The organism is Candidatus Accumulibacter contiguus (assembly GCF_012940005.1).
GTDB classification, from domain to species: Bacteria; Pseudomonadota; Gammaproteobacteria; order Burkholderiales; family Rhodocyclaceae; genus Accumulibacter; species Accumulibacter contiguus.
Genome location: NZ_SPMX01000057.1, coordinates 15,685 through 40,332 on the forward strand (window position 1 = coordinate 15,685; position 24,648 = coordinate 40,332).

Consider the following 24,648-nt stretch of genomic DNA (forward strand, 5'->3'; position numbering starts at 1 on the left):
TCTGCGGCAGGTCTACTTGCGGGTTTCGATCATGACCAGCGGCTCATCGGGAACGACCACGCTAGCCCGTCTGCGACGTGGCGGCCTGGACGCGGTAATCGGGCTGCTCTGCTGCGGCGACCCCTGAACCTGGTTTTTGCTGGTTTCCACCATGATCAGGCCACTGCCGGCGATCGCTTCCTGGATGGTGGGTGCGAGTGGGATGGCGGCAAGCGGCTCGATCGATGCAAGCGCATCCGCTGCAGGAGGCAAGTCGATGTTTGCAGCGGCCAAGACGACCGACGGTGCTTCGATGCCGAGCGGCGCCACGACCACCGGCTGGGCTTCGCTCGCTGCTGGCGTGGCGACCACCGCGGCTGCTTCCAGGGTTGCCGGGACTACCGCGACCATCGGGGACTCGACGTTTGCTGGCGCCTCGCCGGTGCCGGGTACATCGACCAGGGCTGCGGGAACTGCCTCGGCAATGGGTGCCTCGCGGGATGCCACAGGTGCTGAAACGGTTTCGGCAATTGCCGGAGGAGTCTCGGCAAGGGGAGCAGATGGCTGCGCGGTGTCTGGCATAACCCGCGTTGCAACTGCCTCGCCAGGAGCCACTGGCTCGACGGTCAGGCTTGCCATTTCAGTGCTGCTGCTTGCAGCACTCGCGGCAGCGATTCCCGGTGCTTCGACCGTACTCTCGGTTCGTTCGCTGCGCTCGCGGCGTCCGCCACGCCGACCACGGCGACGCGCGGCGCTGCCGGGGTCGTCGCTGGCTTGCTCTGGAACTGGAGTGGCAAGCGCCGGCGGCGTGACCGGCGCCACTTCGTTGCCTGCCGTGACCGCTGCAGGCGTTTGTGGCCTGCGTTCGCTGCGCTGGCGGCGCGGTTCGCGTGCCAGCGTCGGATCCCGCGGTTCGCGCGGCTTCTGCGCTTCGCTTCGTGCTGGCGCGGGCGATTGCGGCAGGGTTTCCCTCGCATCCCGATTGACGCGTGTCTCGGGGAGTTCGCGTGCCTCGTCACGGCGAGGTCCGCGAACACCGCTCCGGCGATTGTCGCGCGGTCCCTCGCGCGCAGGGGTGCTGACGCGTGTCGGTTGCGGAGGTTCCGGAACGGCAGCAGGCTGGTGGCGGAACCAGGAAATGATCTTTTTCCAGAAATGCTGGCCTGCCGTGACGGGTTTTTCGACATTCCCCGATGCCCTTTCGGCAAGGTTCGGTGCCGGCTGCGATGAGGTCACTCCCTTGATTGCCGCTTCCGCTCGGGGCGCTTTGCTTTCACCGGTCACGGCGACGTTCTTGCTGTCGTCCTCGGTCGGCAGGGCAACCATGCGGTACGAGGCCTGTTGCAGCAGTTCCGGGCCTGCTTCATCCTGACGCAGGCGCGTGAACGTGTGCTGTGGCGTTTCGAGATGAATGTTGGGAATCAGCAGGATGGTGACCTTGTGCCGCTGTTCGATGGCCTGGACGTCGGCCCGTTTTTCGTTGAGCAGGAAGGTGGCGACATCGACCGGCACCTGCGCATGCACGGCGGCAGTGTTGTCCTTCATCGCTTCCTCTTCGAGAATACGCAGGATGTGCAGGGCTGCAGATTCCGTGCTGCGGATGTGGCCCGTCCCCGAACAACGCGGGCAGGGGATGTAGCTGGTTTCGGCGAGTGCTGGGCGCAGGCGCTGGCGCGACAGCTCGAGCAGGCCGAAGCGGCTGATCTTGCCGGTCTGCACGCGGGCGCGATCGAAGCGCAGCGCCTCGCGGACGCGATTTTCAACCTCGCGTTGATTGCGCTGATTCTCCATGTCAATGAAGTCGATGATGATCAGACCGCCGAGATCGCGCAGGCGCAGTTGGCGGGCCATTTCTTCGGCGGCTTCGAGGTTGGTCTTCAGCGCCGTTTCCTCGATGTCGGCACCACGGGTCGAGCGGCCAGAGTTCACATCGACGGAAACCAGCGCTTCGGTATGGTCGATGACGATCGCGCCACCCGACGGCAGGGTGACCTGGCGGGAGTAGGCGGATTCGATCTGATGCTCGATCTGGAAGCGGGAGAACAGCGGCACATCGTCGCGATAGCGCTTGATGCGATTGACGGTTCCCGGCATCACATGTTCCATGAATTGCTGTGCCTGTTCGAAAACATCGTCGGTATCGATCAGGATTTCGCCGATTTCGGGCTGAAAGTAGTCACGGATGGCGCGGATGACCAGGCTGCCCTCCTGGTAGATCAGGAAGGCACCCTTCTGCTGCTGGGCGGCGGCTTCAATGGCTTTCCACAACTGCAGCAGGTAATTGAGATCCCATTGCAGTTCTTCGGCGTTGCGGCCGATCGCGGCAGTGCGGGCGATCAGACTCATTCCCGGTGCGACCTGTAGCTGATCCATCACTTCCCGCAGTTCCGTACGCTCGTCGCCTTCGACGCGGCGCGAGACGCCGCCACCGCGCGGATTGTTCGGCATCAGCACCAGGTATCGGCCGGCGAGACTGACAAAGGTCGTCAGCGCGGCACCCTTGTTGCCGCGTTCGTCCTTGTCCACCTGGACGATCAGTTCCTGGCCTTCGCGCAGCGCTTCTCTGATACTGGCGCGGCCCGCGTCGACTCCGGGCTGGAAGAAGGCGCGGGAGACTTCCTTGAAGGGAAGAAAGCCGTGTCGTTCCGATCCGTAGTCGACGAACGCCGCCTCGAGGCTGGGCTCGATGCGGGTAATGACTGCTTTATAAATGTTGCTCTTTTTCTGTTCCTTGTTCGCCGATTCGATGTCCAGGTCAATGAGCTTCTGACCGTCGACAATGGCAACACGGAGTTCCTCGGCCTGTGTGGCGTTAAACAGCATGCGTTTCATGATTTGGGCTCCCGCGCGCTTTGCCGGGGGCAAGGGCCTTGTGCAGGCAGTAACGGATTAGTTGTGGGGGGGAATGCTTGAGAGACTTTCCAGTAGTGCAACTAATAGGGGTATCTCGCCGACTCGATTTCTCGTCGGGCCTTGAAAGCCAAGGACTCGGGAATCTGCCAGGGCCGCTCCACAGGTGCTAGGCGCGCGCAGTTCAAGTAGTATCGCTACTTCGTGGTGAGCGTACTTAACCAGGTGATTGGCGTTGAGTGATCTTGCGCAGCTTGGCGCAAGAGAGGCGGCTGAGGCCTGCCGGAAAGTGCGTCGCAATGGCTTTACAATCGGCGCTGCTCGACGGTCTCACGGGTCAGCGCCTCTTTCAACCCAAAACGCAAATCAAGTCAAGTATATTCAAAATGGCCGAAGTTAGCAAAAACTCCGTTTCCCAGACGCTGATTACCGAGAATGAGCATGGACAGCGCCTCGATAACTTGCTGCTGAAGAAGTGCAAAGGGGTGCCCAAGAGCCACGTCTACAGCATCGTGCGCAGCGGACAGGTGCGAGTCAACGGCCGGCGAGCGGAGGTTTCCTACCGTCTGCAGAGTGGCGATGTGCTGCGTATCCCGCCGTTGCGAATCGCCAGCATCGAACAGGAAGTGGTCGCCGGCGCCGAATTCAAGGTGCACCTGCCCATTGTTTTCGAAGACGAGGGCTTGTTGGTCGTCGACAAGCCAGCCGGCATCGCCGTGCATGGTGGCAGTGGCGAGAGCTTCGGGGTCATCGAGGCGCTGCGACGGCAGCGGCCACAGGCGCGTTTTCTCGAACTTGCGCATCGGCTTGACCGCGAAACCTCGGGAATCCTCTTGCTGGGCAAGAAACGCTCGGTGCTCCTGGCCTTGCACCAGATGTTCCGTAGCGGCGGTCTCGGTGGGGGGGGGGCAGGGAGCCGACAAACGTTACCTGGTCCTGGTCTGCGGTCGCTGGATGGATCCGCTGCGCAATGTTCGGCTACCCTTGCTCAAGTATCTGCAGGCATCGGGTGAGCGTCGAGTGCGCGTTTCCGAGGAGGGCAAGACTGCGCATACCCTCTTCCGCCTCGTGGCGCGCTGGGAACGTTTCAGCCTGCTGGAAGCCGAGCTGAAAACCGGGCGAACGCACCAGATCCGAGTCCATCTCGCGCATCTGGGCTTTCCGATCGCCGGTGACGAAAAATATGGCGACTTTGCGCTGAACAAGGCGTTGTCCAGGGAAGGGCTGAAGCGCATGTTTCTGCACGCTTGGCGGATGCGCCTGCCACACCCGCTGGAGGAGCGGGAATTGGTGGTGGAAGCGGCGCTGCCGGCGGCGCTGAAGAGCTTCGTGCACAGCATTTCGGCGAAGGAAAAGCAGGATTATGGCGAGAAGGTCTGAGTGGACGGGACTGTCCGAGTGGCCATGGCTGCACGCCTGATCTGTCTTTCCGGTGATTTGCTGGACGGCGGGCCGGGGGTACGCTTCACGGTCAGGCGCTATGGCACCGAAGAGCCGGCATTTGCGGTGCGATTTCAGGGTCGTGTCTTTGCCTACTGCAATCGTTGTGCGCATGTTCCCGTTGAACTCGACTGGCAGCCCAAGGAATTCTTCGATCATTCCAAGTTATACTTGATCTGCGCAACGCATGGCGCGCTCTACTCGCCGGAAGACGGCCGCTGCCTGGGCGGTCGTTGTAACGGCAGAGGGCTGACGCCGCTACCCGTCGAAGAACGGGATGGCGCGATCTATTTCACCCCCAGCGAGCAGATATCTTGAGTACCCCTGAAAACGAACCACCCTGGGAACGGCAGTTACTGGAGAAGGTTGCCTTCGCGTCGCTGCACGAGCAGCGGGCGAAGCGGCGCTGGGGTATTTTTTTCAAGCTGGCTGGCCTGGCCTACCTGGTCGCAGTCCTGGTGCTGGTCGTTGATTGGGGCGGCTCCGAGCAGCTTGCCGATGGCAGGCATACGGCGGTCATCCATCTGCATGGCACGATCGAGGCACAGGGCGAAGCCAGTGCGCAGAATGTCAACGACGCGCTGGAAGCCGCTTTCGCGGACAAGGGAACGGCGGGCGTCATCCTGCGGGTCAACAGCCCGGGTGGCAGCCCTGTTCAGGCAGGTATCGTCCACGACGAAATTCGTCGCTTGCGTACCAAGCACCCGCAGATTCCGCTGTATGCCGTGGTCGAAGACCTCTGCGCTTCCGGCGGCTACTACGTTGCTGTGGCGGCTGACAAGATTTTCGTAGACAAGGCCAGCATCGTCGGGTCGATCGGTGTGCTGATGGACGGTTTCGGTTTCACCGGGACGATGGAAAAGCTTGGCGTCGAACGTCGGCTGCTGACCGCCGGGGAGAACAAGGGTTTCCTCGATCCTTTCTCGCCGCAGGACGCGAAGCAGAAGGAACACGCGCGGGTGTTGCTGCGCGAGATCCACAAGCAGTTCATCGAGGTCGTCCGGCGAGGGCGCGGCACGCGGCTCAAGGAAACGCCGGAGATGTTCAGCGGCCTGATGTGGACCGGCAGTCAAAGTGTCGGTCTGGGTCTCGCCGATGGCTTTGGCACCGTCGGTTCGGTGGCGCGTGACGTGATCAAGGCGGAGCGGATCGTCGAGTTCACCATCAAGGAAAATATCGCCGAACGTTTTGCCAAGCGCCTGCGTGCCGATGCCGTGCAGGGTGTGGCGGGCTCGCTGCTTGGCGCCGGCAGGCCACTGTTTCATTGACCGCGTAGGTGTTCACTAGGCCTGCAAAAGGAATACCGTCGGTCGGCGACTGATCTCGGGGTGCTGTTGGCGCCGCCATTCGGAAACCGTTCGAGTCGTGATCTGCTCCTCATCGAGCGAGAGGTCGGTCGCGACACAGACGCGCGTGCTCGGCGCACAGGTCTGGACGAGTGCTGCGAGCATCTGGCGGTTGCGGTAGGGCGTTTCGATGAAGATTTGGGTTCGCTGTTGCTGCCGTGATTCTCTTTCCAGCTCGCGCAAGCGTGTTCCGAGTTCCTGGGGGCCGCTTGGCAGGTAGCCGTGAAACGCGAAACTTTGGCCGCTCAGTCCTGAAGCCATCAAGGCGAGCAGGATCGACGAGGGACCGATCATGGGAACGACCTGGACGCCTCGCTGATGGGCCAGCGCAACCAGAGCGGCACCAGGGTCGGCCACTGCGGGGCAGCCGGCCTCGGAGATCAGTCCAAGGTCATTGCCAGCCAGTGCCGGCGCCAGAAGTTGTGGTAGCGCGCTGGCCGCGGTATGTTCGTTGAGTTCCAGTATCTCGATCTGTTGCAGCGGCGTCTCGGAAGGCAGCGACTTGAGGAAGGCGCGCGCCGTCTTGGCATTCTCGGCAACGAAATGCACGAGTCTTTGCGCACAGGCCAGAACGGGCCCTGGCAGTACGTCCGCTACCGGAGTTTGGCCGAGTGGCACCGGAATCAGATAAAGCCGGCCGGTTTTCATGCAGTGCCTGGCCTCCGAACGATCCCCTGACGATCAGAATACCGAGACGTTCTCGATTCGCAGCAGGTCGCAGAGCGCGATCAGCGGCAGTCCGATCAGTGCATTCGGGTCTTCGCCGTCGATTCTGGCAATCAGGGCGATTCCCAGCCCTTCCGATTTGGCACTGCCGGCACAGTGGTACGGTTGTTCCTTGCGCAGGTAGCTTTCGATTTCCTCGTCTTGCAGGTTTCTGAAAGTGACCAGCGTCGCTACGCCGCGCCGATGTGCTTTGCCGGTTCTTGCGTTCAGAAGGCAGAGACCGGTGAAGAAGTTCACGCGGTGGCCACGCATGGCCTGCAACTGGCGCAGTGCATTGTCATGGGTTCCCGGTTTCCCGAAAATCTGGCCGTCCAGACAGGCCACCTGGTCGCTGCCAATGATCAGGGCGTCGCCGTGCGAACCGGCGACGGCGCGGGCCTTGGCTTCCGAAAGGCGCAGGGCGCCAGCTTCAGGGGTTTCGCCTAGCAGCAGGGCTTCGTCAACGGCGGGATTGGCGGTCTCGAACGGCAAACCAAGGCGAGCCAGCAGTTCACGGCGATACGGCGAGGTCGAGGCGAGAATGAGCGGTGGCATGGGCATCGGAGGGTCAACTTCTGCGCAAAGACCGGGGCAAAGCGGAAAAAACCAGGGAATGCCGCAATTTGCCGCGTCGCTGCTTTGACTTCAAAAGCCGAAGATAATATCATGCGCCCCTTGTGTCGTGACGAGTCGTGATGGACGTGATTGACAGCCAGGTATTTGCACGTGAAGGAGGTTCGCTGCAAGGCGAGCTGCCCGTCGCAGCACTGACTCGATTGCTTGATCTGTTGACTGCTTCAGATGGCTCTCTGACGTACCGGATCCAGGGACGAATGGGGCCTTGCAAGCGCCCACAGTTACTGGTGGAGGTGGATGGTGTCTTGTCCCTGTGCTGTCAACGCTGCCTCGAGGCGATCGACTACCCGATCGAGGTGCGTAGTCTGCTGGAATTTGTCGATAGCGACGGTGACCTGACACAGGAGGAACTGGAGGATGACTCCAGGGACTTTCTTCCCGATCAGAAGGAACTGGATGTTGCCGTACTGATCGAGGATGAAATTCTGCTTGCGCTTCCCCTCGCTCCGCGCCACGATCATTGCGCCCTGCCCGGGGTTGCTCCGGGGTCGGCAAATGTGTCACCGTTTTCAGTGTTGGCCGGCCTTCAGGGCAAGGCTGAGCAAGTTTGATTCTAGGAGTTCGTGATGGCTGTGCAACAGAACAAGAAATCCCCTTCCAAGCGTGGCATGCATCGTGCGCACGATTCCCTGAGCGGCATGCCGCTGGCGATCGAGCCGACGACCGGCGAGGTCCACCTGCGTCACCACGTCAGCCCGTCGGGTTATTATCGGGGCAAGAAGGTCGTCAAAAGCGCCGGCGAGTGATTCTGCTGGCTTGGGTGAGCGCCTTTCCGTGATGGTGAGTTGCCAGTCCTGGTCTGTCATCGGATGACCATTACCGTCGCCATCGACTGCATGGGAGGGGACCACGGTCCCTGCGTGACCGTTCCGGCAGCACTCCAGTTTGTACGCGATCGTTCTGACGTGCGCGTCATTCTGGTGGGTCTCGCCGAGAGCATTCGCCCTTTTCTGGGCGACGCTGCGATCGGCCGGGTTGCCGTACGTCATGCCACGGAAGTGGTGGCGATGGATGAGTCGCCGGCACTGACGCTGCGCACCAAGAAAGACTCGTCGATGCGTGTCGCCATCAACCTGGTCAAGCAGGGCGAGGCGGATGCCTGTGTTTCGGCCGGGAACACCGGCGCGCTGATGGCCATTTCCCGATTCGTCCTGAAGATGCTGCCGGGGATCGATCGACCGGCGATCTGTGCGGTGCTGCCCACGCTCACCGGGCACACGCATGTGCTCGATCTCGGCGCCAATGTCGATTGCAGCCCAGGGCATCTGCTGCAGTTCGGAATCATGGGCGCTTCGCTGGTTTCTGCCATCGAGCATCGAGATCGACCAACGGTCGGGATGCTGAACATCGGCGAAGAGGACATCAAGGGCAATGATGTCGCCAAGCGGGCTGCCGAGTTGCTTTGGGAGTCGGGTTTGAATTTCGTCGGTAATATCGAAGGTGACGGGCTCTACAAAGGCGAGGCAGACGTCATTGTTTGCGATGGCTTTGTCGGCAATGTCGCGCTCAAGGCTTCGGAAGGTCTGGCACAACTGCTGGCTACTTTCCTGCGGCAGGAATTCCGGCGCAATCTGTTTACCAGGCTGGCGGCTGTGGTCGCCATGCCGGTGCTCAATAGGTTCAAGAAGCGGGTTGACCATCGCCAGTACAACGGCGCCACCCTGCTCGGCTTGAAGGGTATCGTCGTCAAGAGCCATGGCTCGGCCGATGTCATTGCTTTTACGCGCGCGCTGCAGCGTGCTGCAGATGAGGCCAGTAGTGGCGTTCTCGCACGCATCAGCGAACGCGTTGCGCAGCAACAACCGCTTCAGGAGACCGCCTAGCATGTTCTCCCGCATTACCGGGACCGGCAGTTTTCTGCCCGGCCCCCCAGTCAGCAACGATGATCTCGTGCACCGTGGCATCGAAACCAACGATGACTGGATCGTCAGTCGTACCGGCATTCGCTGCCGTCATCTCGCGGACCAGGGCGAGACTTCCAGTGATCTGGGCCTGGAGGCGAGCCGTCGGGCACTGAACGCCGCTGGTCTTGAGGCGTCCGATCTGGATCTGATCATTGTGGCGACCTCGACCCCGGATTTCATTTTTCCGAGTACCGCCTGCTTGCTGCAGGCCAAACTCGGGAATCATGGAGCTACGGCGTTTGACGTGCAGGCGGTTTGCAGCGGCTTCGTCTACGCGCTGGCGATTGCCGACAAGTTCCTCCGTTCGGGGAGTCATCGGCGCGCTTTGGTGGTCGGAGCCGAAGTCTTCTCGCATATTCTCGACTGGAATGATCGAGCCACCTGTGTGCTGTTCGGCGATGGTGCCGGTGCAGTCGTTCTGGAGACGTCCGATCAGCCGGGAATCCTGGCAACCGCCCTGCACGCCGACGGTGCGCACCACGCTATCCTGTCGGTGCCGGGTGGTGTCAGCGGCGGTCGGGTGACGGGCGATCCTTTCCTGCGTATGGATGGGCAGGCGGTGTTCAAGTTTGCTGTGCGCGTCCTCGCGGAAGTTGGCGAGGAGTGCTGCCAGGCGGCCGGCATCGCATCTTCCGATATCGACTGGCTGATTCCGCACCAGGCCAATATTCGCATCCTGGAAGCCACGGCCAGAAGAATGAAAATGCCGATGGACAAGCTGGTTGTCACCGTCGACCGGCATGGCAACACGTCGGCTGCCTCGGTTCCTCTGGCTCTGGATGAGGCCATTCGCGATCGACGCATGCAGGCCGGACAGAAGATCATGCTCGAAGGCGTTGGTGGTGGTTTCACCTGGGGCGCAGTTCTGTTCGAATTCTAAAGGAAGTATGCATGGCGTTCGCTTTTGTTTTTCCCGGTCAGGGCTCGCAAGCGGTGGGAATGATGGCGGCCTACGGCGATTCCGCGGTGGTGCGTGCCACTTTCGCCGAGGCTTCGGCGGCACTCGACCAGGATCTCTGGAAATTGCTTGCCGATGGCCCGGCCGAAGCCCTGGCACAGACCGTCAATACCCAGCCCGTGATGCTGAGCGCCGGGATTGCGGTCTATCGCCTATGGCTCGACATGGGTGGCGAGGTGCCGACGCTCCTCGCCGGTCACAGCCTCGGCGAGTACACCGCGCTGGTGGTCGCCGGCGTCATTGCCTTCAAGGATGCGGTGCCGCTGGTTCGCCTGCGTGCGGCGGCGATGCAGGAAGCGGTCCCCGCGGGCGCGGGGGCGATGGCCGCCATTCTCGGGATCGATGACGATAGAATTGCCGCGGCCTGTGCCGAAGCCAGGGTGGCCGGCAGCACTGCCGAGGTGGTTGAACCGGTCAATTACAACGGGCCCGGGCAGACCGTCATTGCTGGCAGCAAGGCGGCAGTGGAACGTGCCTGTGCCGTGTGCAAGGCGAATGGCGCCAAGCGCGCGCTGCTGCTGCCGGTTTCCGCACCCTTTCACTCCTCGCTGATGCGGCCGGCGGCTGCCAAACTGGCAGCCCGTCTGGACGAGTTGAGCTTTGCCGCAGCCCAGATACCGGTGATCAACAATGTGGATGTGGCCATCGAGTCGGACCCCGCTCGGATCAAGGACGCTCTGGTTCGGCAGGCGTACTCTCCGGTGCGCTGGGTCGAGACGATCCGGAAAATGGCTGCCATGGACATCACGACGATCGCCGAATGCGGACCCGGCAAGGTTCTGGCAGGCCTCAGCAAGCGCTGTGCAGAGCCGTTGACGAGTATCGCGCTGGCTGATCGGGCGGCGATCGAAGCTGCCGTAGCGAACCTGGAGTAAGGATCATGCTCGAAGGGCAAGTGGCACTCGTGACCGGTGCCTCGCGTGGTATCGGTCAGGCGATCGCACGCGAACTGGGCCGCCTGGGAGCAACCGTGATCGGGACCGCAACGAGTCCCGAGGGTGCTGCGAATATCGCGGCGTACCTGAATGATGCAGACAGCAAGGGTGAGGGGGCGCTGCTCGAAGTGCGCGATGCCGGACAGGTGGATGCGCTGGTCAGCCATATCGAGAAGACCTACGGTGCGGTATCGATCCTGATCAACAACGCCGGTATCACCCGCGATAACCTCGCGCTGCGTCTCAAGGACGACGAGTGGGAGACGGTCCTCGATACCAACCTGAAAGCCGTTTTCCGACTCTCCAGAGCGGTCATGCGCGGCATGATCAAGGCCAGGTATGGGCGGATCATCAACGTGACCTCGGTGGTCGCTCATGCAGGCAATTCCGGTCAGGTGAATTACTGCGCGGCCAAGGCTGGCGTCGCCGGCATGAGCCGGGCGCTGGCCCGAGAACTCGCCAGTCGCAATATCACCGTCAATTGTGTGGCGCCCGGGCTGATCGATACGGATATGACGAAGGCCCTCGACGACAAGCAGAAGGCCGCGCTGCTCGGGAATATTCCACTCGGTCGCTTCGGATCTGCTCAGGATGTCGCTGCTGCAGTTGCTTTTCTGGCATCCGCGGGGGCTGCTTATGTCACCGGTACGACACTGCATGTCAACGGTGGCATGTTCATGGGCTGAGCAATGCCGGCCGCCGGAGACTTGCAGCCGGCTGCTGTGAGCATTGGTAACTTGCGGCCATTTTGTTAGAATGGCGCGTTTTTGTTTTACATTTGAACCTTGAGAAGGAAGACCTTGATGGAAAATATTGAACAGCGTGTCAAGAAGATTGTCGCAGAACAGCTTGGTGTCAATGAAGCGGACATCAAGAACGAATCGTCGTTTGTCGATGATCTTGGCGCTGATTCGCTGGACACGGTGGAGTTGGTGATGGCTCTGGAAGAGGAGTTCGAGTGCGAGATTCCGGATGATGAAGCCGAGAAGATCACCACCGTGCAGCAGGCCATCGACTACGTGACCGCTCACAAGAAGTAATCGACCAGGAGCCTTGCCGACAGTTCGCGGTAGCGGCTGTCTTCGGCAGTGCGTTTGAGGGTAAAGGAAATCCGTTTCCGAATGTTTCAATCGTCGGAGTCCAAGTTGGCACGTCGCAGAGTCGTCATCACAGGCCTAGGCATCGTTTCTCCGGTTGGAAATTCCGTCGAAGAAGCCTGGCAGAACATTCTTGCCGGGCGTTCGGGTATTGGCCGGGTGACCCGTTTCGATGTGTCCGGCTTTCCCGTGCACATCGCTGGCGAGGTTCGGAATTTTGATATTGGCCAGTATCTCTCGTCGAAAGAAGCGCGCCGGATGGATGTCTTCATCCATTACGGAATGGCGGCGGGACTGCAAGCCATACGGGACGCCGGTCTGGATGCGCAGCCGGTGGCGCCGGAGCGGGTTGGCGTGTCGATTGGTTCGGGGATTGGCGGTCTGCCGATGATTGAAAACACCTGTGACGACTTCGCTGCGGGTGGCGTTCGCAAGGTATCGCCGTTTTTTGTTCCCGGCTCGATCATCAACATGATCTCCGGTAACCTGTCGATCATGTGCGGTTACAAAGGTCCCAACATCTCGCTGGTCAGTGCCTGTTCGACGGGTACGCACAGCATCGGTGACGCCGGGCGTCTGATCGAATACGGTGATGTGGACATCATGATCGCCGGAGGGTCCGAAGGCTGTATCTCGAAACTCGGCCTGGGAGGTTTCTGTGCGCCGCGCGCCCTCTCGACGCGCAACGATGATCCGCAGACGGCAAGCCGCCCGTGGGACCGGGACCGCGATGGCTTTGTGCTCAGTGAAGGGGCTGGTGTCGTGGTGCTTGAGGAATACGAGCATGCGAAAGCGCGTGGCGCCCGGATATACTGTGAACTCGCCGGCTTCGGCATGAGTGCCGACGCCCACCACATGACTGCGCCATGCGAGGACGGTGAAGGTGCGGCGCGTTGCATGACAAACGCCTTGCGCAACGCCGGGCTGAATATGGATGAGGTGCAGTACGTCAATGCGCACGGCACGTCGACCCCGCTGGGTGACAAGGCCGAGACCATTGCCGTCAAGCGGGCTTTCGGCGAGCATGCGCGCAAATTGGTGGTCAATTCGACCAAGTCGATGACCGGCCATCTGTTGGGCGCCGCGGGCGGCATCGAGGCCCTGTTTACTGTACTGGCGGTCTATCATCAGGTTTCGCCGCCGACGATCAACATTTTCAACCAGGATGAATCCTGCGATCTCGATTATTGCGCCAACACCGCGCGTCCGATGAAGATCGAGGTCGGAATCTCGAACTCTTTCGGCTTCGGCGGTACCAATGCCACCGTCGCCTTCAAACGCATCTAGTCCCGGAATCAGCGCGCGCTACCCGGGTAGTGCGGCAGTGCCGTGCAATTCCCGATCACTATCGAGCTGCGCCGCTCGCGTCTGCTGTCCTTCCTGACGGTCCTGTTGCACGCTCTGGCGGCGGGCTGCCTGTGGGTGCTGCCCTGGCCAGAGGAGGCGCGCCTGCTGCTGCTGATCGTTGCGCTGTCCTTGGCGGACGCGCTGCGACCGTCGACAATCGTCGGGCTGCGCCTCGGTGAGCGCGGCGAACTGACGCTTCTGTTTGCCGCCGGCGATGTCCTTTTCGGATCGGTGCAGGCCGACACCGCAGTATTCAGTCAGTTGATCGTCCTGCGCGTGCGCGATGACGAGAACGCTGGGCGGCTCTCGAGCCTGGTCCTGCTGACCGACAGCATGCCGCCAGAGCAGTTTCGTCTACTGCGTCTATGGCTGCGTTGGCGAGTCAATCCTGGCGATTCGGCCGTGGGCGGCGTCTGACCACGGTATTGCGCGCGCGCGGCAGCGTTTCCGGATAATTGCGACTGAAGTGCAGTCCCCGACTTTCGTGGCGCCGCAGCGCGCAGCGGATGATCAGGTCTGCGGTGACCACGAGGTTGCGCAGTTCGATCAAATCGTGACTGACCCGGAACTGCGAGTAGAAATCATCGATTTCACGCATCAGCAGGTGAATCCGGTTCTGCGCGCGCTGCAGGCGCTTGGTGGTGCGGACGATGCCGACATAGTCCCACATGAAGCGGCGCAGTTCATCCCAGTTGTGGGAAATGACGATTTCTTCATCCGGGTCGCTGACACGGCTGGCGTCCCAGGAAGGTAGCTGCGGGAAATCCCCTGCAGGCTGTTCGAGAATGTCCTTGGCTGCGGCTTCGGCGAAAACCAGGCATTCGAGCAGCGAATTGCTGGCCAGACGATTGGCGCCGTGCAAGCCGGTGCACGAAGCCTCGCCGGCGACATAGAGGCCTGGGATGTCGGTGCGCGCCCGCAGGTCGGTGACGACGCCACCACAGGTGTAGTGCGCGGCGGGAACGACCGGGATCGCCTGGCGGGTCATGTCGATTCCCAGATCAAGGCAGCGCGCCAGAATATTCGGGAAATGCTCGCCGAGAAACTCGGCTGACTTGTGCGAGATGTCCAGATAAACGCAGTCCAGGCCGCGCTTTTTCATCTCGAAGTCGATTGCTCTGGCGACCACGTCGCGGGGTGCAAGTTCGGCGCGCGCGTCGTGCCTGGGCATGAAGCGGGTACCGTCAGGCAGCAGCAGGCGCCCGCCTTCGCCTCGCACCGCTTCGGAAATCAGAAAGGACTTGGCCTGTGGATGGTAGAGGCAGGTCGGATGAAACTGGATGAACTCCATGTTCGCCACGCGGCAGCCGGCACGCCAGGCCATGGCGATGCCGTCGCCGGTCGAGGTGTCCGGATTGGTCGTGTAGAGATAGACTTTACCGGCGCCGCCGGCAGCGATCAGGGTGTTCCTGGCGCCCACGGTCAGGACTTCACCGCTGGTGCTGTCGAGTACATAGGCACCGTGACAGCGCTGCTCTCCGAGTCGCAACTTGTCGCCGGTAATCAGATCGATGGCGATGTGCTGTTCGAGGACGGTAATGTTCGGCTGCCGGCGAATCAGGCTGGTCAGCGTGTTCTGAACCGCGAGGCCGGTCGCATCAGCGACGTGGATCACGCGCCGGGCGCTGTGACCTCCCTCGCGGGTCAGGTGGTAGCCTTCGTCATCACGAGTGAAGGGAACACCCTGCGCAATCAGCCAATCGACCGCGCGCCGACCGTTTTCGATGACGAAGCGAGTCGCCCGCGGGTCATTGAGAAAAGCGCCAGCGGTGATCGTGTCGCGAATGTGCGCTTCGATCGAATCGCGGTTATCGAGCACGGCCGCAATGCCGCCCTGCGCCCAACTCGAAGCGCTGTCTTCGAGGCTGCGCTTGCTGACCAGGGCCACTCTGCGGGTTGGTGCCAGCCGGAGTGCTGCGGCTTGTCCGGCCAGACCACTGCCAATGATGAGAACGTCGAAGCGAAGCGGCAAAAGGGGGAATCCTGTCGAAAAGGGCTGCAACTATAGCACGGGCAGAGGCTATGACAAGCCTGCTGCCTGGGTTGATTCCTGGATCCCGGCCATCATTGGCAACGCCAATTCCTGCCGGTTCTTCAGCCAGGCCGAGAACTCGTGCCCGAGTTCAGGGTGGCTTTCCCCGAGGACGACGCTGGCCTGCATCAGGCCGAGTTTGCTGCCACAGTCGTAACGCTGGCCATGGTAGCGGTAGGCCAGCACTGGTTCACTGGCCAGCAGTGCGGCGATGCCATCGGTGAGCTGAATTTCGCCACCCGCACCGCGCGGCTGTTTGCGGATCAGTTCAAATACCGCCGGGGTCAGGATATAACGGCCCGCCACCGCCAGATTCGATGGCGCAGCGCTTGGGTGCGGTTTCTCGATCAGGCCCTTGATGTTCATCAGATCGGACGATAGTGGCTCACCCTCGACGATCCCGTAGCGGTTGGTCTGATCCTCAGGCACCTCCTGCACGGCAAGGATGCTGCAATGGTGCTCGGCGAACAATTTGGTCATTTGTTGCATGATCGGTGGCGTGCCGATCATCAGGTCGTCGGCCAGCAGGACGGCAAAGGCCTCACCCTGGATCAGGCGCTCGGCGCAGAGTATCGCGTGCCCGAGGCCCAGCGCCCGCGGCTGGCGTACATAGACGCAATCCATGTCGTCCGGCTTGATCGAGTGCACCAGCGCGATCAACTCGTCCTTGCCGGTAGCGGCGAGTTCCGCCTCCAGCTCGTAGGCGGTGTCGAAGTGGTCTTCGATCGAGCGCTTGTTGCGGCCGGTGACGAAGATCATTTGCCGAATCCCGGCCGCGTAGGCTTCTTCAACCGCGTACTGAATCAGGGGCTTGTCCACCACGGCGAGCATTTCCTTCGGGCTGGCCTTGGTGGCCGGCAGGAAGCGCGTGCCGAGACCCGCGACCGGGAAGATCGCTTTCTTTACCACGAAATCAATTTTCAGACTGGTCATGATGAAATCCGGATGGGTATGGTTGACTGATCATTCTATCGCTTTCGCACCCCCGAACGCCTCTGGCCTCTGACAATCATCGCAGTTCTTCCCACTGCGGGCCGCTTGCCCAAGGCCAATCGGCGAGCCTGGGTCAGGGGAGGCGCGCTGCGGTCCACGACATGCCGCCGGATACTGCCAGCAACGACGCGATCAGCAGTGCGACGCAGAGCGCGCGGTACAAGCCGGGGCTGCCGGTACGGTCTGCCATCGCGAGGATGTGCAGGGCACCCCAGGCGACGGCCAGACCGGCGATCAGCGGGATCACCAGTACTTGCAATTCGATCCTGTTGAGCGAGAGCATGCGGCTTTCCCGCCAGGGTACGCAGAGGAATATGCCGAAGGTCCAGAACAGGGCGGTACTTCCGGCGGCGCAGATGGCGGCAACGGTGCGGATAATCCATTTTTCCATTGACAGTCCTTGAGTGGTGGCAGTGGCTGACCAGCAGACGCTTGCCTGCTGCTATCCTCAGTAGATGAAACGCGCACGCAACTCGTCGAGGTTCAGTTGCTGCAGGATCTGTTCGAGCCGCGTCGTGGCGTTGCTGCGCGCGACACCAGTGTGCCTGGCGATGATCAGCTCGTTCTTCAGTGAGTGTTCCCAGCCGACGAGCTCGGTCACCGTCAGCTGATAGCCCTGCGCTTCGAGCTGCAGGCAGCGCAGGGCATTGGTCAGCTGGCTGCCGAATTCGCGGGTGTGGATGGGATGCCGCCAGAGTTCCGACAGCGGCGTCTGCGCCAGGGATTCGCCTTTCCTGCGGCGCAGCACGCCGGCGACTTCGGCCTGACAGCAGGGGACGAGAACGATGAATTTCGCCTGCTTGTGGAGGGCGAAGCGAATCGCGTCGTCAGTGGCGGTGTCACAGGCGTGCAGAGCGGTGACGATGTCCACCCGCGCGGGCAGCCCAGACGACTCGATGGCGTTCTCGACATGCAGGTTCAGGAAGGACATGCGCGTGAAAGCGAGTCGGCTGGCAAGGCTGCGCGCGTGCTCGACGAGTTCTGCGCGCGCCTCGACACCGTAAATGTGGCCATCGTCCCGGGTGTGGAAGAACAGATCGTAGAGGAGGAAGCCGAGGTAGGATTTACCCGCACCGTGATCGACCAGCGTCAGGCCCTTGCCACTGGCGACGATCTCGGTGAGCAGCGGTTCGATGAAATGGCAGAGGTGATGGACCTGCTTGAGCTTGCGCCGGCTGTCCTGGTTGAGCTTGCCGTCGCGGGTCAGGATGTGCAACGCCTTGAGCAGTTCGATCGACTGCCCGGGCCTGATTTCGGGGATCGCCGACAAGCGGTTTCCTGACGAGGGATGGGAAAGATCTCATTTTAGCGGTTTACGCTGCTGCCAGCGCCGCGGAAGCGCCAGCCTGGCCGAAGCGGTGGGATAATGACACTCTTTCAGATTGTTGGACTCTGCATGGCCATCCAGTGGTATCCCGGTCACATGACCTCGGCGCGCAAGAAAGCGGCCGAGACGATGGCGTCGATCGACGTGGTCATCGAGGTGCTCGATGCGCGCCTGCCCGAGGCGAGCACCAATCCTCTGGTCCGCGAGCTTCGCCTGCATCGCCAGCGTCCATGCCTGAAGGTCCTGAACAAGGCCGACCTGGCCGACCCGCAGGTGACGCAGGCGTGGATCGCCTATTACAACCGGCAGGAGGGCGTGCGCGCGGTGGCACTGTCGTGCAAGAAACCCGGCGACGTGGCCCGCCTTCCCGGACTGTGCGAGGCTCTGGCGCCACATCGCAGCGAAAACACCAAGCCGCTGCGGATGATGATCATGGGCATCCCGAACGTCGGCAAATCGACGCTGATGAATGTCGTTCTCCAGCGCAAACTGGCCAAGGTCGGTGACGAACCGGCAGTGACCCGCGCGCAGCAGACCTCGCAGCTCGATGTTCGGCATTCGATTACCGATACGCCCGGACTGCTGTGGCCGAAAATCGAACATCCAAGCGACGGTCTGATGCTCGCTGCGAGCCATGCCGTCGGTCGCAATGCGATGATCGACGAGGAAGTGGCGACCTTTCTCGCCGGGCTGTTGCTGGCGCGTTACCCGACTTTGCTGGCGAAGCGCTACGGCTTCCCGGCCGATGCAATCGAGCATCTCGATGCCGTGGCGGTCATCGAAGAGATCGCCAGACGCCGTAGCCTGCGCGTCCGTGGCGGCGAAGCCGATCTCGAGAAGGCAGCGAAGATGCTGCTGCAGGATTACCGGGACGGTGTTCTCGGCCGCATCAGCCTGGAGACTCCGTTGACGCGCAGCGCCATGCTGGCGGCTGAGCAGACGCAGACGGTGATCCGTGGAACGGCACTGGACGACGATCTGCCAGCCGCGCACGCTTGACCGATGCTGAATTTCCTGCCGGCGCCGTTGATCGGCCTGATCGCTTTCTCACTGCTGGCGCTCAACTCGTTCTTCTGGGTGCCGATCCTGGTGTTCGTGGCCGGTTGCAAGCTGCTCCTGCCGTTCCGGGTGGTTCGCCTGCGCCTCGACCCGGTTCTGGTGCATATCGCCGAGGCCTGGATCGCGTGCAACAGCGGCTGGATGGCGCTGACCCAGCAGGCGCAGTGGGATGTCCAGGGGATCGATGGGCTCGACCCACGCGGCTGGTACCTGGTCAACTGCAATCATCAATCGTGGGCCGATATCCTCGTCCTGCAACATCTGCTGACGCGGCGCATTCCCTTGCTCAAATTCTTCCTCAAGCAGCAATTGCTTTGGGTGCCGGTGATGGGATTGGCCTGGTGGGCCCTCGATTTTCCGTTCATGCGCCGCCATAGTGAAGAAGTTCTCAAGGCGCGCCCGGAATTGCGCGCCCGCGATCAGGAGGCGACCCGCCTGGCCTGCGAGAAGTTTTCGCTGATTCCGACCAGCGTGATGAACTTTTGCGAGGGGACGCGCTTCACGCCGGACAAACATCAGCGGCAGCAGTCACCGTATCGACACCTCCTGAAGCCGAAAGCCGGAGGAATTGCGCTGGCACTGAATGTGATGGGCGACAAGTTTCGCGCGATTCTCGATGTAACCATCGTTTATCCCGCCGGCGCTCCGAATTTCTGGGAGTTCCTTTGCGGTCGGATGCATCGCGTGCAGGTTCGCGTACAGACACTGCCGGTGCCGAGGCATCTGGCGAGCGGAGACTACGCCAATGACCCGGCGATTCGAGAAGCTTTCCAGCAGTGGATGCAGCAGATCTGGCAGGACAAGGACGCGCAGATCGAAGGATTGCTCGCCGACCAATGAGCCCCGACCCTGGGCTTGTGCCTCCGTCAGGCAGTGGCCGCCGCTCTCGGTGGCCGCGAAATGAGTGCACAGTTCCCGCAGCGCCGAGCGCCTGACGTATCATCATATTCTTTCGTTTCAGGTCAGAAATGCCATTGCTTCAGATCGTCCGTAGCAAGCTGCAGCGTCCCCGGGCTAGCGCCGACTTCGTCGCGCGCAGCGAGTTGCTGGCAAGGCTCGAAGCCGGCAGCAACCGGCCACTGACCCTGCTGGTGGCGCCGGCGGGTTATGGCAAGACGGCGCTGGTCACGCACTGGCTCGCTGGCCGTGACGGCCTGGCTGCCTGGCTCTCGCTCGACCACGAAGACAGCGATCCGATCGTGTTCATCCGCTACTTCGCTGCCGCATTGCGCACGGCGATTCCCGATGCCTGCGCCGAGACGCTGGCGTATCTCGATGCCGGGCAGCAAACCTCGCTGACGGTGCTTGCCGGCAGTCTGAGCAACGATCTGGCAGCGCTGCCGGTGCCGCTGGTGATGGTTCTTGACGATTATCACCGCATCGACTCGCCGCCGATCCATGCCCTGCTCGATCGCCTGCTGGTGCATCCGGCGAGTGCTCTGCATCTGCTGGTGATCGCCCGCCATGATCCTCCCTTGTCGCTGGGCGCGCTGCGCGTTCGCGAGGAGATGAACGAAATCCGGATGCGCGACCTGCAATTTGGCGAGCGTGAAGCGGCGATCCTGCTCGAACGCTGCGTCGGACGTACCGTTTCGGCAGCCGCATTGGCCAGACTGCAGGCCTGTAGCGAGGGCTGGCCGGTTGGTGTTCGCCTGGCGGCACTGGCGCTGCGAAACAAGGATGCGGCTGACGCGCTAGGCACGCTCGAGCACTGCTTCAGCGGCAGTACGCGCGAGGTCGAGCAGTATTTCTGCGAGGAAGTGCTGGCCCAACAGAGCGTGCTCGCGCGTGACTGCCTGCTCAGGACCTCGATTCTCGACCGTTTCTGCGCGTCCTTGTGCGACGCCGTTCTCGGGGACGCTTGCAACGGGCATGCCTTGATGCAATTGGTGTCGAGCGGCGCGCTGCTCTGCATTCCCATCGACGATCGCCTGGAGTGGTATCGCCATCAGCGTCTGTTCCGGGAGTTTCTGCAGCGGCAGCTCGAACTGCAGTATCCGGCGAGCGAGATTGCCGCACTGCATCGACGCGCGGCCGCCTGGTTCGAAACGCAGGATTTTCTCGAAGAAGCGATTCCGCATGCGCTGGCCGCAAGCGGCGCGGTAGCGGCGGGACATCTCCTGGCGCGCAATCGCCAGCGACTTCTCAACCAGGAGCAGCGACAACGGCTCGAACGCTGTCTGCGTCTGTTGCCGCCCGATAGCGTCGCGGAAGACCCCGAATTGCTGCTGCTGAAGGCCTGGCTGATGTATCACCAGGGGCGGCATGTCGAGACCCCGGCGGTTCTCGACCGGATCGAGGTGTTGCTCGAAAGCGCTGCCAGCGGTCTGCCCGCTGTCTCTGCGCTCTGTGGCAGTGTGTCGGCGCTGCGCAGTCTGCAGTATTACCTCGAAGGGCGGGCCGACATGGCTATCCGCTCTGCCGAGCAGGCGCTGCAGGGCTTACCGATCGACTGCGCGCAAGCCCGCGTGCTGGCCCAGGCGGTCATCGCCGGAACCCGGCAAATGCGCGGTGACCTGGTCGGCGCGCGCCAGAGTCTGCATGCAGCGCTGGCGCGGGCGTCGGGACCGATCGACGTTTCCCAGGCGCCGCTGCTCGCGACCTTGTGCTTCATCGACTGGATGGCTGCCGATCTGTCGGCATTGCAGTGGACGGCCAACCAGCACTACCCGCTCGGCGAGGATCGTTTGCGCAGCGCAGGCAGCCCGGTACTCGGGCGCTACTTTCATGGTCTGGTCCAGTATCAGCGCAACGATCTGGCGCTGGCGGAGGCCACGCTGCTGCCGGCGCTCGCCCCGCAGCCGGTGCCGCGCCCCGGCTACCGAACCGAAGTCACCTTCGTTCTGGCGGCAGTCTATCAGGCGCTCGGCCAGACCAACCTGGCACGCGAGATCGTCGATACGGTCTGCGAGCACTTGCAGCGCAATGGCGATTCGCCGGCCTTGTTTCGTGCGCAAGCCTGCCAGGCCGACCTGGCGCTGCGCCAGGGGCGCTCCGACGCGGCTCGGGAATGGGCGCGCAACTTCGATCCCGGTCCGGTCCAGTTCGTCTACCGCTTCAGCAACGCTCCCCACCTGACGCTGGCCCGCGTGTGGATTGCCGAGGGAAGCGTCGACAGCCACGAGCAGGCGGCTCGCCTCCTGCAGTTGCTGGAAACCGAGATGATGGCCAGGCACAACGTCCGTTTCCTGATCGAGGTCGTGGCGCTGCAGGCGCTGCTGCGGCATCTCCAGGGCGAGGAGACGGTCGCGTGCGAACTGCTGGGCCGTGCCGTCGCGCTGGCGCAACCTGGTGGCTTCATCCGGCTGTTCGTCGATCTTGGGCAAGATCTCGTGCCGCCGCTGAAACGACTGCAAACCGGCCAGAGCATTGTCGGCAACGCGGCCAATGCCCGCTACGTCGGGCAGATTCTCGCCGCGTTCAACGACGACTGGCTGGTCAGTGCGGGTCGCCAGCAGGTGGGTGCAGACCTTACCCGCCGTGAACTGAAGATCCTCAAACTGCTCGCAGTCCGGTTGAGCAACATCGAGATTTCGGAGGAGTTGTGCATTTCACGGGCGACGGTCAAGCGGCATACCCAGAACATCTATCGCAAGCTGCGCGCATCGAGCCGCCGCGAAGCCGTCTTCAGAGCCAGAACACTCAACCTACTCGCAGACGCTTGACCACCTTCTTGCCGAGGCTGCCGACATCGGGTTTTGCAAGTGCAGCTCGCCCGCCATGGCTGCTGGTGAGTGAATTTTCCTTGATCGTAATCAAGGACAGCGGGCCATTTTGCAAAAAATGGCCCATTTCATGGCCCATTGCGGGCCCATTTCGGCTTGTCCGTTTTTCTCGCGATGGCATAATCGTGGGTTATGCGGATCACCATAAGAATGTTCCTTCAAAGGTACGATAAATGTCTTTGTCATTAGGTCGGGTGATTGCTGTGGTTTCACAAAAGGGGGGGGGCTGGCAAAACCACGGTCGCCATGCAGCTCGGGGGGGGGGTTTCATGCCATTGGCGCTTCGGTGCTGCTGGTCGACCTGGACCCGCAGGAAAGCGCGCTGCGCTGGGCAGAATCGGCGCCCTTGCTCGACTCGGACCTGCAACTCGATGTCCGCAAGATGTCTGGCCTGGAATTGATCAAGCATGTCGTGGAACTGCAGAGCGAGGCCGATTATGTCGTTCTCGACACCCCACCGTCGATCTACCATCCGTCTACGCTGGCCGCGCTGGCGGTGGCGCATCTGGCGATCGTACCGGCAGTACCGAGTCCAACCGACCTGTGGTCGACACGGGCGGTCGAGCGGCTGATTCTCAATCGCATGGAGCAAAGCCATCGCCTGCACGGCTGCATTCTCCCCAACCGTGTGCAAAACACCGCTCTGGCTACGGATGTACTTGAACTGTTGCATGAATTTACCTTACCCATCCTCGATGCTATGCTCTGCCAGCGCAACGCGTATGCGCAAAGTGCGGTGGTCGGCGCGTCGGTTTTTCAACTGGCCTCTGGCGCCGACGCAGCGCAGGATGAAGTTCGCAAGCTGATCGCAGCCGTTCTTAAACAATTGGGAGAAAACTGATGACTACACCCACACGTACTACCAGCAGCAACAAGACCGCTTTGCGCGCCAGTCTCAAGAAGGAAGACGAATCGCTCGCCGAGCGTCTGGTGGCAACCGACGTTGCGCTGGTCGTCCCGCCGGAGCCCGAAGCCGCTGTTGCGCCAGTAAGCCAGGCCGCAGCGGCGCCGCTGAGCAAGCCTGCAGACGAGGGGAAGCCGGCGGCCGTTGTGGAAGCTCCCGGCAAAGCCGCGAAAAATACGGCACCGGCAAAAACCAAGTCGGCAAAAGGAGCCGCTGCGGCGGCAAAGGCCAAGCCGGGCAGCAAGAAAGCCGCCGCCGCGGCCAAGCCGCAGGCCAAGGTCGAGGCCGCCGCCGAGGCAGGCAAGAAGACTGCCGGGCTGGAGGAAGCGCTGGAAAAGATCGAAAAGACGGCCAAGGAAAAGGGCGACAAACTCGTCCGTTACACGGTGGAATTGCTCAAGAGCGAAGAGGCGGCCATCGAGGCTGTGCGTGCCGAGTTGTCGAAGGCCGCGGGTTGGGCGGCCAGCAAGTCGGACATCCTGCGCGCCGCGGTGCGTCTGTTTGCCGAGCAGAAGATGGAGCAGATGAAAGCCTTGCTCGCCGCGGTGAGCGTTCCCGAGAAAGGCAAGAAGAAGGACTGATCGACTGATCGAGCGTGGGGGGAATGGATCGTCCGAAGTTCCTTTCCCGCTGCGGCCAGCCTGCGCGATGCTGAGCCATTGCCCGAGTGGGTTTGTGAATAAGTGAATAAGTGGTGCCGACAATCGATCGGCGTGTTTTGACTGAGAACTGCTCCGACGAGCAGATAACCAAGGGAGGTCGTATGTTTAGTAGTCTGATGCCGCAACGCCGGGAATTTTTTTGAACTTCTCGCGGCGCATTCCGAAAAGGTCGCTGCCGGGGCCAATGCAACCTTGCGCCTGATCAATGGCCTGGGCGATGGCAGTGGCAACGCTGCGGCGCTGATCGCGGAAGTCAATCTCAACGAAAAAAAATGCCGATGAGATCAAGGCCAAGGTGATTGGTCGCCTGCACCAATCCTTTACCACGCCGATCAACCGGGATCAGATCCATTCGCTGATCAGCGATCTCGACATGACGCTCAATGTCCTGCAATCGGTGGCCAACGCCATCGACATGTACGGCATCAAGCAGTCGACGGTCGAAGCCCGCGAAATGGCTTCCTTGAGTGCCGATGCCTGTATGCGCCTCAACCGTGCAGTCGCGGCTTTGGGCGACAAGGCGCGTGGTGAGGAAACACTGAACCTGTGCAAGGAAATCGAGGAAATCGAAACCAAGGCCGACCGGGTACAGCAGAAGGCGATCACCGAGCTTTTCAAGGAGGGGGCCAACGTCTGGCAGACGATGAAGATGCGGGAGTTCTACTCTCTGCAGGAATCCGTCCTCGATTGCTGCCAGGACGCGGCCAAAATGATCGAAGAGATCCTGATCGAGAACTCCTGAGAGGTAG

Annotated in this window: 25 protein-coding genes and 1 pseudogene; 18 read left to right on the plus strand and 8 right to left on the minus strand. The window is 61.8% G+C overall.

The window, feature by feature from the left end; translation table 11 throughout:
* Positions 1-12: 12 nt before the first annotated feature.
* On the minus strand, positions 13-2,811 hold the full coding sequence (locus tag E4Q08_RS17485; protein WP_169071307.1) for an Rne/Rng family ribonuclease: 2,799 nt from the start codon (positions 2,809-2,811) through the stop codon (positions 13-15).
* Between the two features lie 404 nt (positions 2,812-3,215).
* On the opposite strand from E4Q08_RS17485, the pseudogene E4Q08_RS17490 reads away from it, so the two are divergent.
* From E4Q08_RS17490 to E4Q08_RS17500, 3 genes and pseudogenes are all read left to right on the plus strand, one after another.
* Positions 3,216-4,209: pseudogene (locus E4Q08_RS17490) on the plus strand (RluA family pseudouridine synthase).
* An 18-nt stretch (positions 4,210-4,227) separates the two neighbouring features.
* Positions 4,228-4,587 (plus strand): Rieske (2Fe-2S) protein, encoded by a 360-nt coding sequence (locus E4Q08_RS17495; protein ID WP_034916733.1) that lies wholly within the window; start codon positions 4,228-4,230, stop codon positions 4,585-4,587.
* Positions 4,584-5,537: a S49 family peptidase gene (locus E4Q08_RS17500; protein ID WP_169071308.1), complete on the plus strand. Its 954-nt coding sequence runs from the start codon at positions 4,584-4,586 to the stop codon at positions 5,535-5,537. The genes E4Q08_RS17495 and E4Q08_RS17500 overlap by 4 nt, the downstream gene beginning before the upstream one ends.
* 15 nt (positions 5,538-5,552) lie before the next feature.
* On the opposite strand, the gene E4Q08_RS17505 is transcribed toward E4Q08_RS17500, so the two are convergent.
* The gene (locus E4Q08_RS17505; RefSeq protein ID WP_169071309.1) at positions 5,553-6,263 is read right to left on the minus strand and encodes an SAM-dependent methyltransferase; all 711 of its coding nucleotides are present in this window, start codon (positions 6,261-6,263) and stop codon (positions 5,553-5,555) included.
* A gap of 33 nt (positions 6,264-6,296) precedes the next feature.
* On the minus strand, positions 6,297-6,875 hold the full coding sequence (locus E4Q08_RS17510; protein ID WP_034916731.1) for a Maf family protein: 579 nt from the start codon (positions 6,873-6,875) through the stop codon (positions 6,297-6,299).
* 140 nt (positions 6,876-7,015) lie between these two features.
* Between E4Q08_RS17510 and E4Q08_RS17515 the strand changes: the two genes are divergently transcribed.
* The 9 genes from E4Q08_RS17515 to E4Q08_RS17555 all read left to right on the plus strand — a co-directional run bounded on the left by E4Q08_RS17515 (position 7,016) and on the right by E4Q08_RS17555 (position 13,614).
* Positions 7,016-7,507: a YceD family protein gene (locus E4Q08_RS17515; RefSeq protein ID WP_211203476.1), complete on the plus strand. Its 492-nt coding sequence runs from the start codon at positions 7,016-7,018 to the stop codon at positions 7,505-7,507.
* A 15-nt stretch (positions 7,508-7,522) separates the two neighbouring features.
* Positions 7,523-7,702, plus strand: a complete 180-nt coding sequence (gene rpmF, locus E4Q08_RS17520) for a 50S ribosomal protein L32 (RefSeq protein ID WP_034916721.1) — start codon at positions 7,523-7,525, stop codon at positions 7,700-7,702.
* Between the two features lie 63 nt (positions 7,703-7,765).
* Positions 7,766-8,779: a phosphate acyltransferase PlsX gene (plsX, locus tag E4Q08_RS17525; protein ID WP_034916719.1), complete on the plus strand. Its 1,014-nt coding sequence runs from the start codon at positions 7,766-7,768 to the stop codon at positions 8,777-8,779.
* Between the two features lies 1 nt (position 8,780).
* Positions 8,781-9,740 (plus strand): beta-ketoacyl-ACP synthase III, encoded by a 960-nt coding sequence (locus E4Q08_RS17530; RefSeq protein ID WP_034916717.1) that lies wholly within the window; start codon positions 8,781-8,783, stop codon positions 9,738-9,740.
* 11 nt (positions 9,741-9,751) lie between these two features.
* Complete coding sequence (fabD, locus tag E4Q08_RS17535; RefSeq protein ID WP_169071310.1) at positions 9,752-10,693, plus strand: ACP S-malonyltransferase; 942 nt, start codon at positions 9,752-9,754, stop codon at positions 10,691-10,693.
* Positions 10,694-10,698: 5 nt separating this feature from the next.
* Positions 10,699-11,439, plus strand: a complete 741-nt coding sequence (gene fabG, locus E4Q08_RS17540) for a 3-oxoacyl-ACP reductase FabG (RefSeq protein WP_034916713.1) — start codon at positions 10,699-10,701, stop codon at positions 11,437-11,439.
* Positions 11,440-11,556: 117 nt separating this feature from the next.
* Positions 11,557-11,793 carry an acyl carrier protein gene (acpP, locus tag E4Q08_RS17545; protein ID WP_034899680.1) on the plus strand — a complete coding sequence of 79 codons (237 nt, stop codon included), beginning with the start codon at positions 11,557-11,559 and terminating at the stop codon, positions 11,791-11,793.
* Positions 11,794-11,898: 105 nt separating this feature from the next.
* Positions 11,899-13,137, plus strand: a complete 1,239-nt coding sequence (fabF, locus tag E4Q08_RS17550) for a beta-ketoacyl-ACP synthase II (protein WP_034916728.1) — start codon at positions 11,899-11,901, stop codon at positions 13,135-13,137.
* Between the two features lie 42 nt (positions 13,138-13,179).
* Positions 13,180-13,614 (plus strand): protein YgfX, encoded by a 435-nt coding sequence (locus tag E4Q08_RS17555; RefSeq protein WP_169071311.1) that lies wholly within the window; start codon positions 13,180-13,182, stop codon positions 13,612-13,614.
* Here the strand turns inward: E4Q08_RS17555 and nadB are convergent.
* The 4 genes from nadB to E4Q08_RS17575 form a co-directional block, all read right to left on the minus strand.
* On the minus strand, positions 13,580-15,169 hold the full coding sequence (nadB, locus tag E4Q08_RS17560) for an L-aspartate oxidase (RefSeq protein ID WP_034916709.1): 1,590 nt from the start codon (positions 15,167-15,169) through the stop codon (positions 13,580-13,582). The genes E4Q08_RS17555 and nadB overlap by 35 nt on opposite strands.
* A 48-nt stretch (positions 15,170-15,217) precedes the next feature.
* Positions 15,218-16,162: a UTP--glucose-1-phosphate uridylyltransferase GalU gene (galU, locus tag E4Q08_RS17565; protein ID WP_034916707.1), complete on the minus strand. Its 945-nt coding sequence runs from the start codon at positions 16,160-16,162 to the stop codon at positions 15,218-15,220.
* Positions 16,163-16,295: 133 nt separating this feature from the next.
* Positions 16,296-16,613, minus strand: coding sequence for a hypothetical protein (locus tag E4Q08_RS17570; protein ID WP_034916705.1), 318 nt, complete (start codon positions 16,611-16,613; stop codon positions 16,296-16,298).
* Between the two features lie 57 nt (positions 16,614-16,670).
* Positions 16,671-17,492 (minus strand): class I SAM-dependent methyltransferase, encoded by an 822-nt coding sequence (locus E4Q08_RS17575; protein WP_169071312.1) that lies wholly within the window; start codon positions 17,490-17,492, stop codon positions 16,671-16,673.
* Positions 17,493-17,618: 126 nt separating this feature from the next.
* On the opposite strand from E4Q08_RS17575, the gene ylqF reads away from it, so the two are divergent.
* The 3 genes from ylqF (at position 17,619) to E4Q08_RS17590 (ending at position 22,273) form a co-directional block, all read left to right on the plus strand.
* Positions 17,619-18,548, plus strand: a complete 930-nt coding sequence (gene ylqF, locus E4Q08_RS17580; protein WP_169071313.1) for a ribosome biogenesis GTPase YlqF — start codon at positions 17,619-17,621, stop codon at positions 18,546-18,548.
* Between the two features lie 3 nt (positions 18,549-18,551).
* Positions 18,552-19,448 carry a 1-acylglycerol-3-phosphate O-acyltransferase, YihG family gene (gene yihG / locus E4Q08_RS17585; protein ID WP_169071314.1) on the plus strand — a complete coding sequence of 299 codons (897 nt, stop codon included), beginning with the start codon at positions 18,552-18,554 and terminating at the stop codon, positions 19,446-19,448.
* Positions 19,449-19,576: 128 nt separating this feature from the next.
* Positions 19,577-22,273, plus strand: a complete 2,697-nt coding sequence (locus tag E4Q08_RS17590; protein ID WP_169071315.1) for a winged helix-turn-helix domain-containing protein — start codon at positions 19,577-19,579, stop codon at positions 22,271-22,273.
* Here E4Q08_RS17590 and E4Q08_RS17595 read toward each other — a convergent pair.
* Positions 22,251-22,412, minus strand: a complete 162-nt coding sequence (locus tag E4Q08_RS17595; protein WP_169071316.1) for a hypothetical protein — start codon at positions 22,410-22,412, stop codon at positions 22,251-22,253. The genes E4Q08_RS17590 and E4Q08_RS17595 overlap by 23 nt on opposite strands.
* Before the next feature lie 207 nt (positions 22,413-22,619).
* Here E4Q08_RS17595 and E4Q08_RS17600 point away from each other — a divergent pair, with 207 nt between their 5' ends.
* The 3 genes from E4Q08_RS17600 (at position 22,620) to E4Q08_RS17610 (ending at position 24,641) form a co-directional block, all read left to right on the plus strand.
* Positions 22,620-23,174 (plus strand): ParA family partition ATPase, encoded by a 555-nt coding sequence (locus tag E4Q08_RS17600; protein ID WP_248594981.1) that lies wholly within the window; start codon positions 22,620-22,622, stop codon positions 23,172-23,174.
* Positions 23,174-23,818, plus strand: a complete 645-nt coding sequence (locus E4Q08_RS17605) for a hypothetical protein (RefSeq protein ID WP_169071317.1) — start codon at positions 23,174-23,176, stop codon at positions 23,816-23,818. Before E4Q08_RS17600 ends, E4Q08_RS17605 begins: the two co-directional genes overlap by 1 nt.
* 376 nt (positions 23,819-24,194) lie before the next feature.
* A complete protein-coding gene (locus tag E4Q08_RS17610) occupies positions 24,195-24,641 on the plus strand; it encodes a DUF47 domain-containing protein (protein ID WP_308240164.1) in 447 nt (148 codons plus the stop codon).
* Positions 24,642-24,648: the final 7 nt, after the last annotated feature.

What these genes read in the sequence shown, in the direction of transcription:
- fabG (WP_034916713.1), top strand. Translation starts at nt 10,699, where the DNA reads ATGCTCGAAGGGCAAGTGGCACTCGTGACCGGTGCCTCGCGTGGTATC.
- E4Q08_RS17605 (WP_169071317.1), top strand. Translation starts at nt 23,174, where the DNA reads ATGACTACACCCACACGTACTACCAGCAGCAACAAGACCGCTTTGCGC.
- E4Q08_RS17515 (WP_211203476.1), top strand. Translation starts at nt 7,016, where the DNA reads ATGGACGTGATTGACAGCCAGGTATTTGCACGTGAAGGAGGTTCGCTG.
- E4Q08_RS17570 (WP_034916705.1), bottom strand. Translation starts at nt 16,613, where the DNA reads ATGGAAAAATGGATTATCCGCACCGTTGCCGCCATCTGCGCCGCCGGA.
- E4Q08_RS17590 (WP_169071315.1), top strand. Translation starts at nt 19,577, where the DNA reads ATGCCATTGCTTCAGATCGTCCGTAGCAAGCTGCAGCGTCCCCGGGCT.
- galU (WP_034916707.1), bottom strand. Translation starts at nt 16,162, where the DNA reads ATGACCAGTCTGAAAATTGATTTCGTGGTAAAGAAAGCGATCTTCCCG.
- ylqF (WP_169071313.1), top strand. Translation starts at nt 17,619, where the DNA reads ATGGCCATCCAGTGGTATCCCGGTCACATGACCTCGGCGCGCAAGAAA.
- E4Q08_RS17595 (WP_169071316.1), bottom strand. Translation starts at nt 22,412, where the DNA reads ATGGGCCATGAAATGGGCCATTTTTTGCAAAATGGCCCGCTGTCCTTG.
- yihG (WP_169071314.1), top strand. Translation starts at nt 18,552, where the DNA reads ATGCTGAATTTCCTGCCGGCGCCGTTGATCGGCCTGATCGCTTTCTCA.
- E4Q08_RS17485 (WP_169071307.1), bottom strand. Translation starts at nt 2,811, where the DNA reads ATGAAACGCATGCTGTTTAACGCCACACAGGCCGAGGAACTCCGTGTT.
- plsX (WP_034916719.1), top strand. Translation starts at nt 7,766, where the DNA reads ATGACCATTACCGTCGCCATCGACTGCATGGGAGGGGACCACGGTCCC.
- E4Q08_RS17505 (WP_169071309.1), bottom strand. Translation starts at nt 6,263, where the DNA reads ATGAAAACCGGCCGGCTTTATCTGATTCCGGTGCCACTCGGCCAAACT.
- rpmF (WP_034916721.1), top strand. Translation starts at nt 7,523, where the DNA reads ATGGCTGTGCAACAGAACAAGAAATCCCCTTCCAAGCGTGGCATGCAT.
- fabD (WP_169071310.1), top strand. Translation starts at nt 9,752, where the DNA reads ATGGCGTTCGCTTTTGTTTTTCCCGGTCAGGGCTCGCAAGCGGTGGGA.
- E4Q08_RS17510 (WP_034916731.1), bottom strand. Translation starts at nt 6,875, where the DNA reads ATGCCACCGCTCATTCTCGCCTCGACCTCGCCGTATCGCCGTGAACTG.
- E4Q08_RS17530 (WP_034916717.1), top strand. Translation starts at nt 8,781, where the DNA reads ATGTTCTCCCGCATTACCGGGACCGGCAGTTTTCTGCCCGGCCCCCCA.
- acpP (WP_034899680.1), top strand. Translation starts at nt 11,557, where the DNA reads ATGGAAAATATTGAACAGCGTGTCAAGAAGATTGTCGCAGAACAGCTT.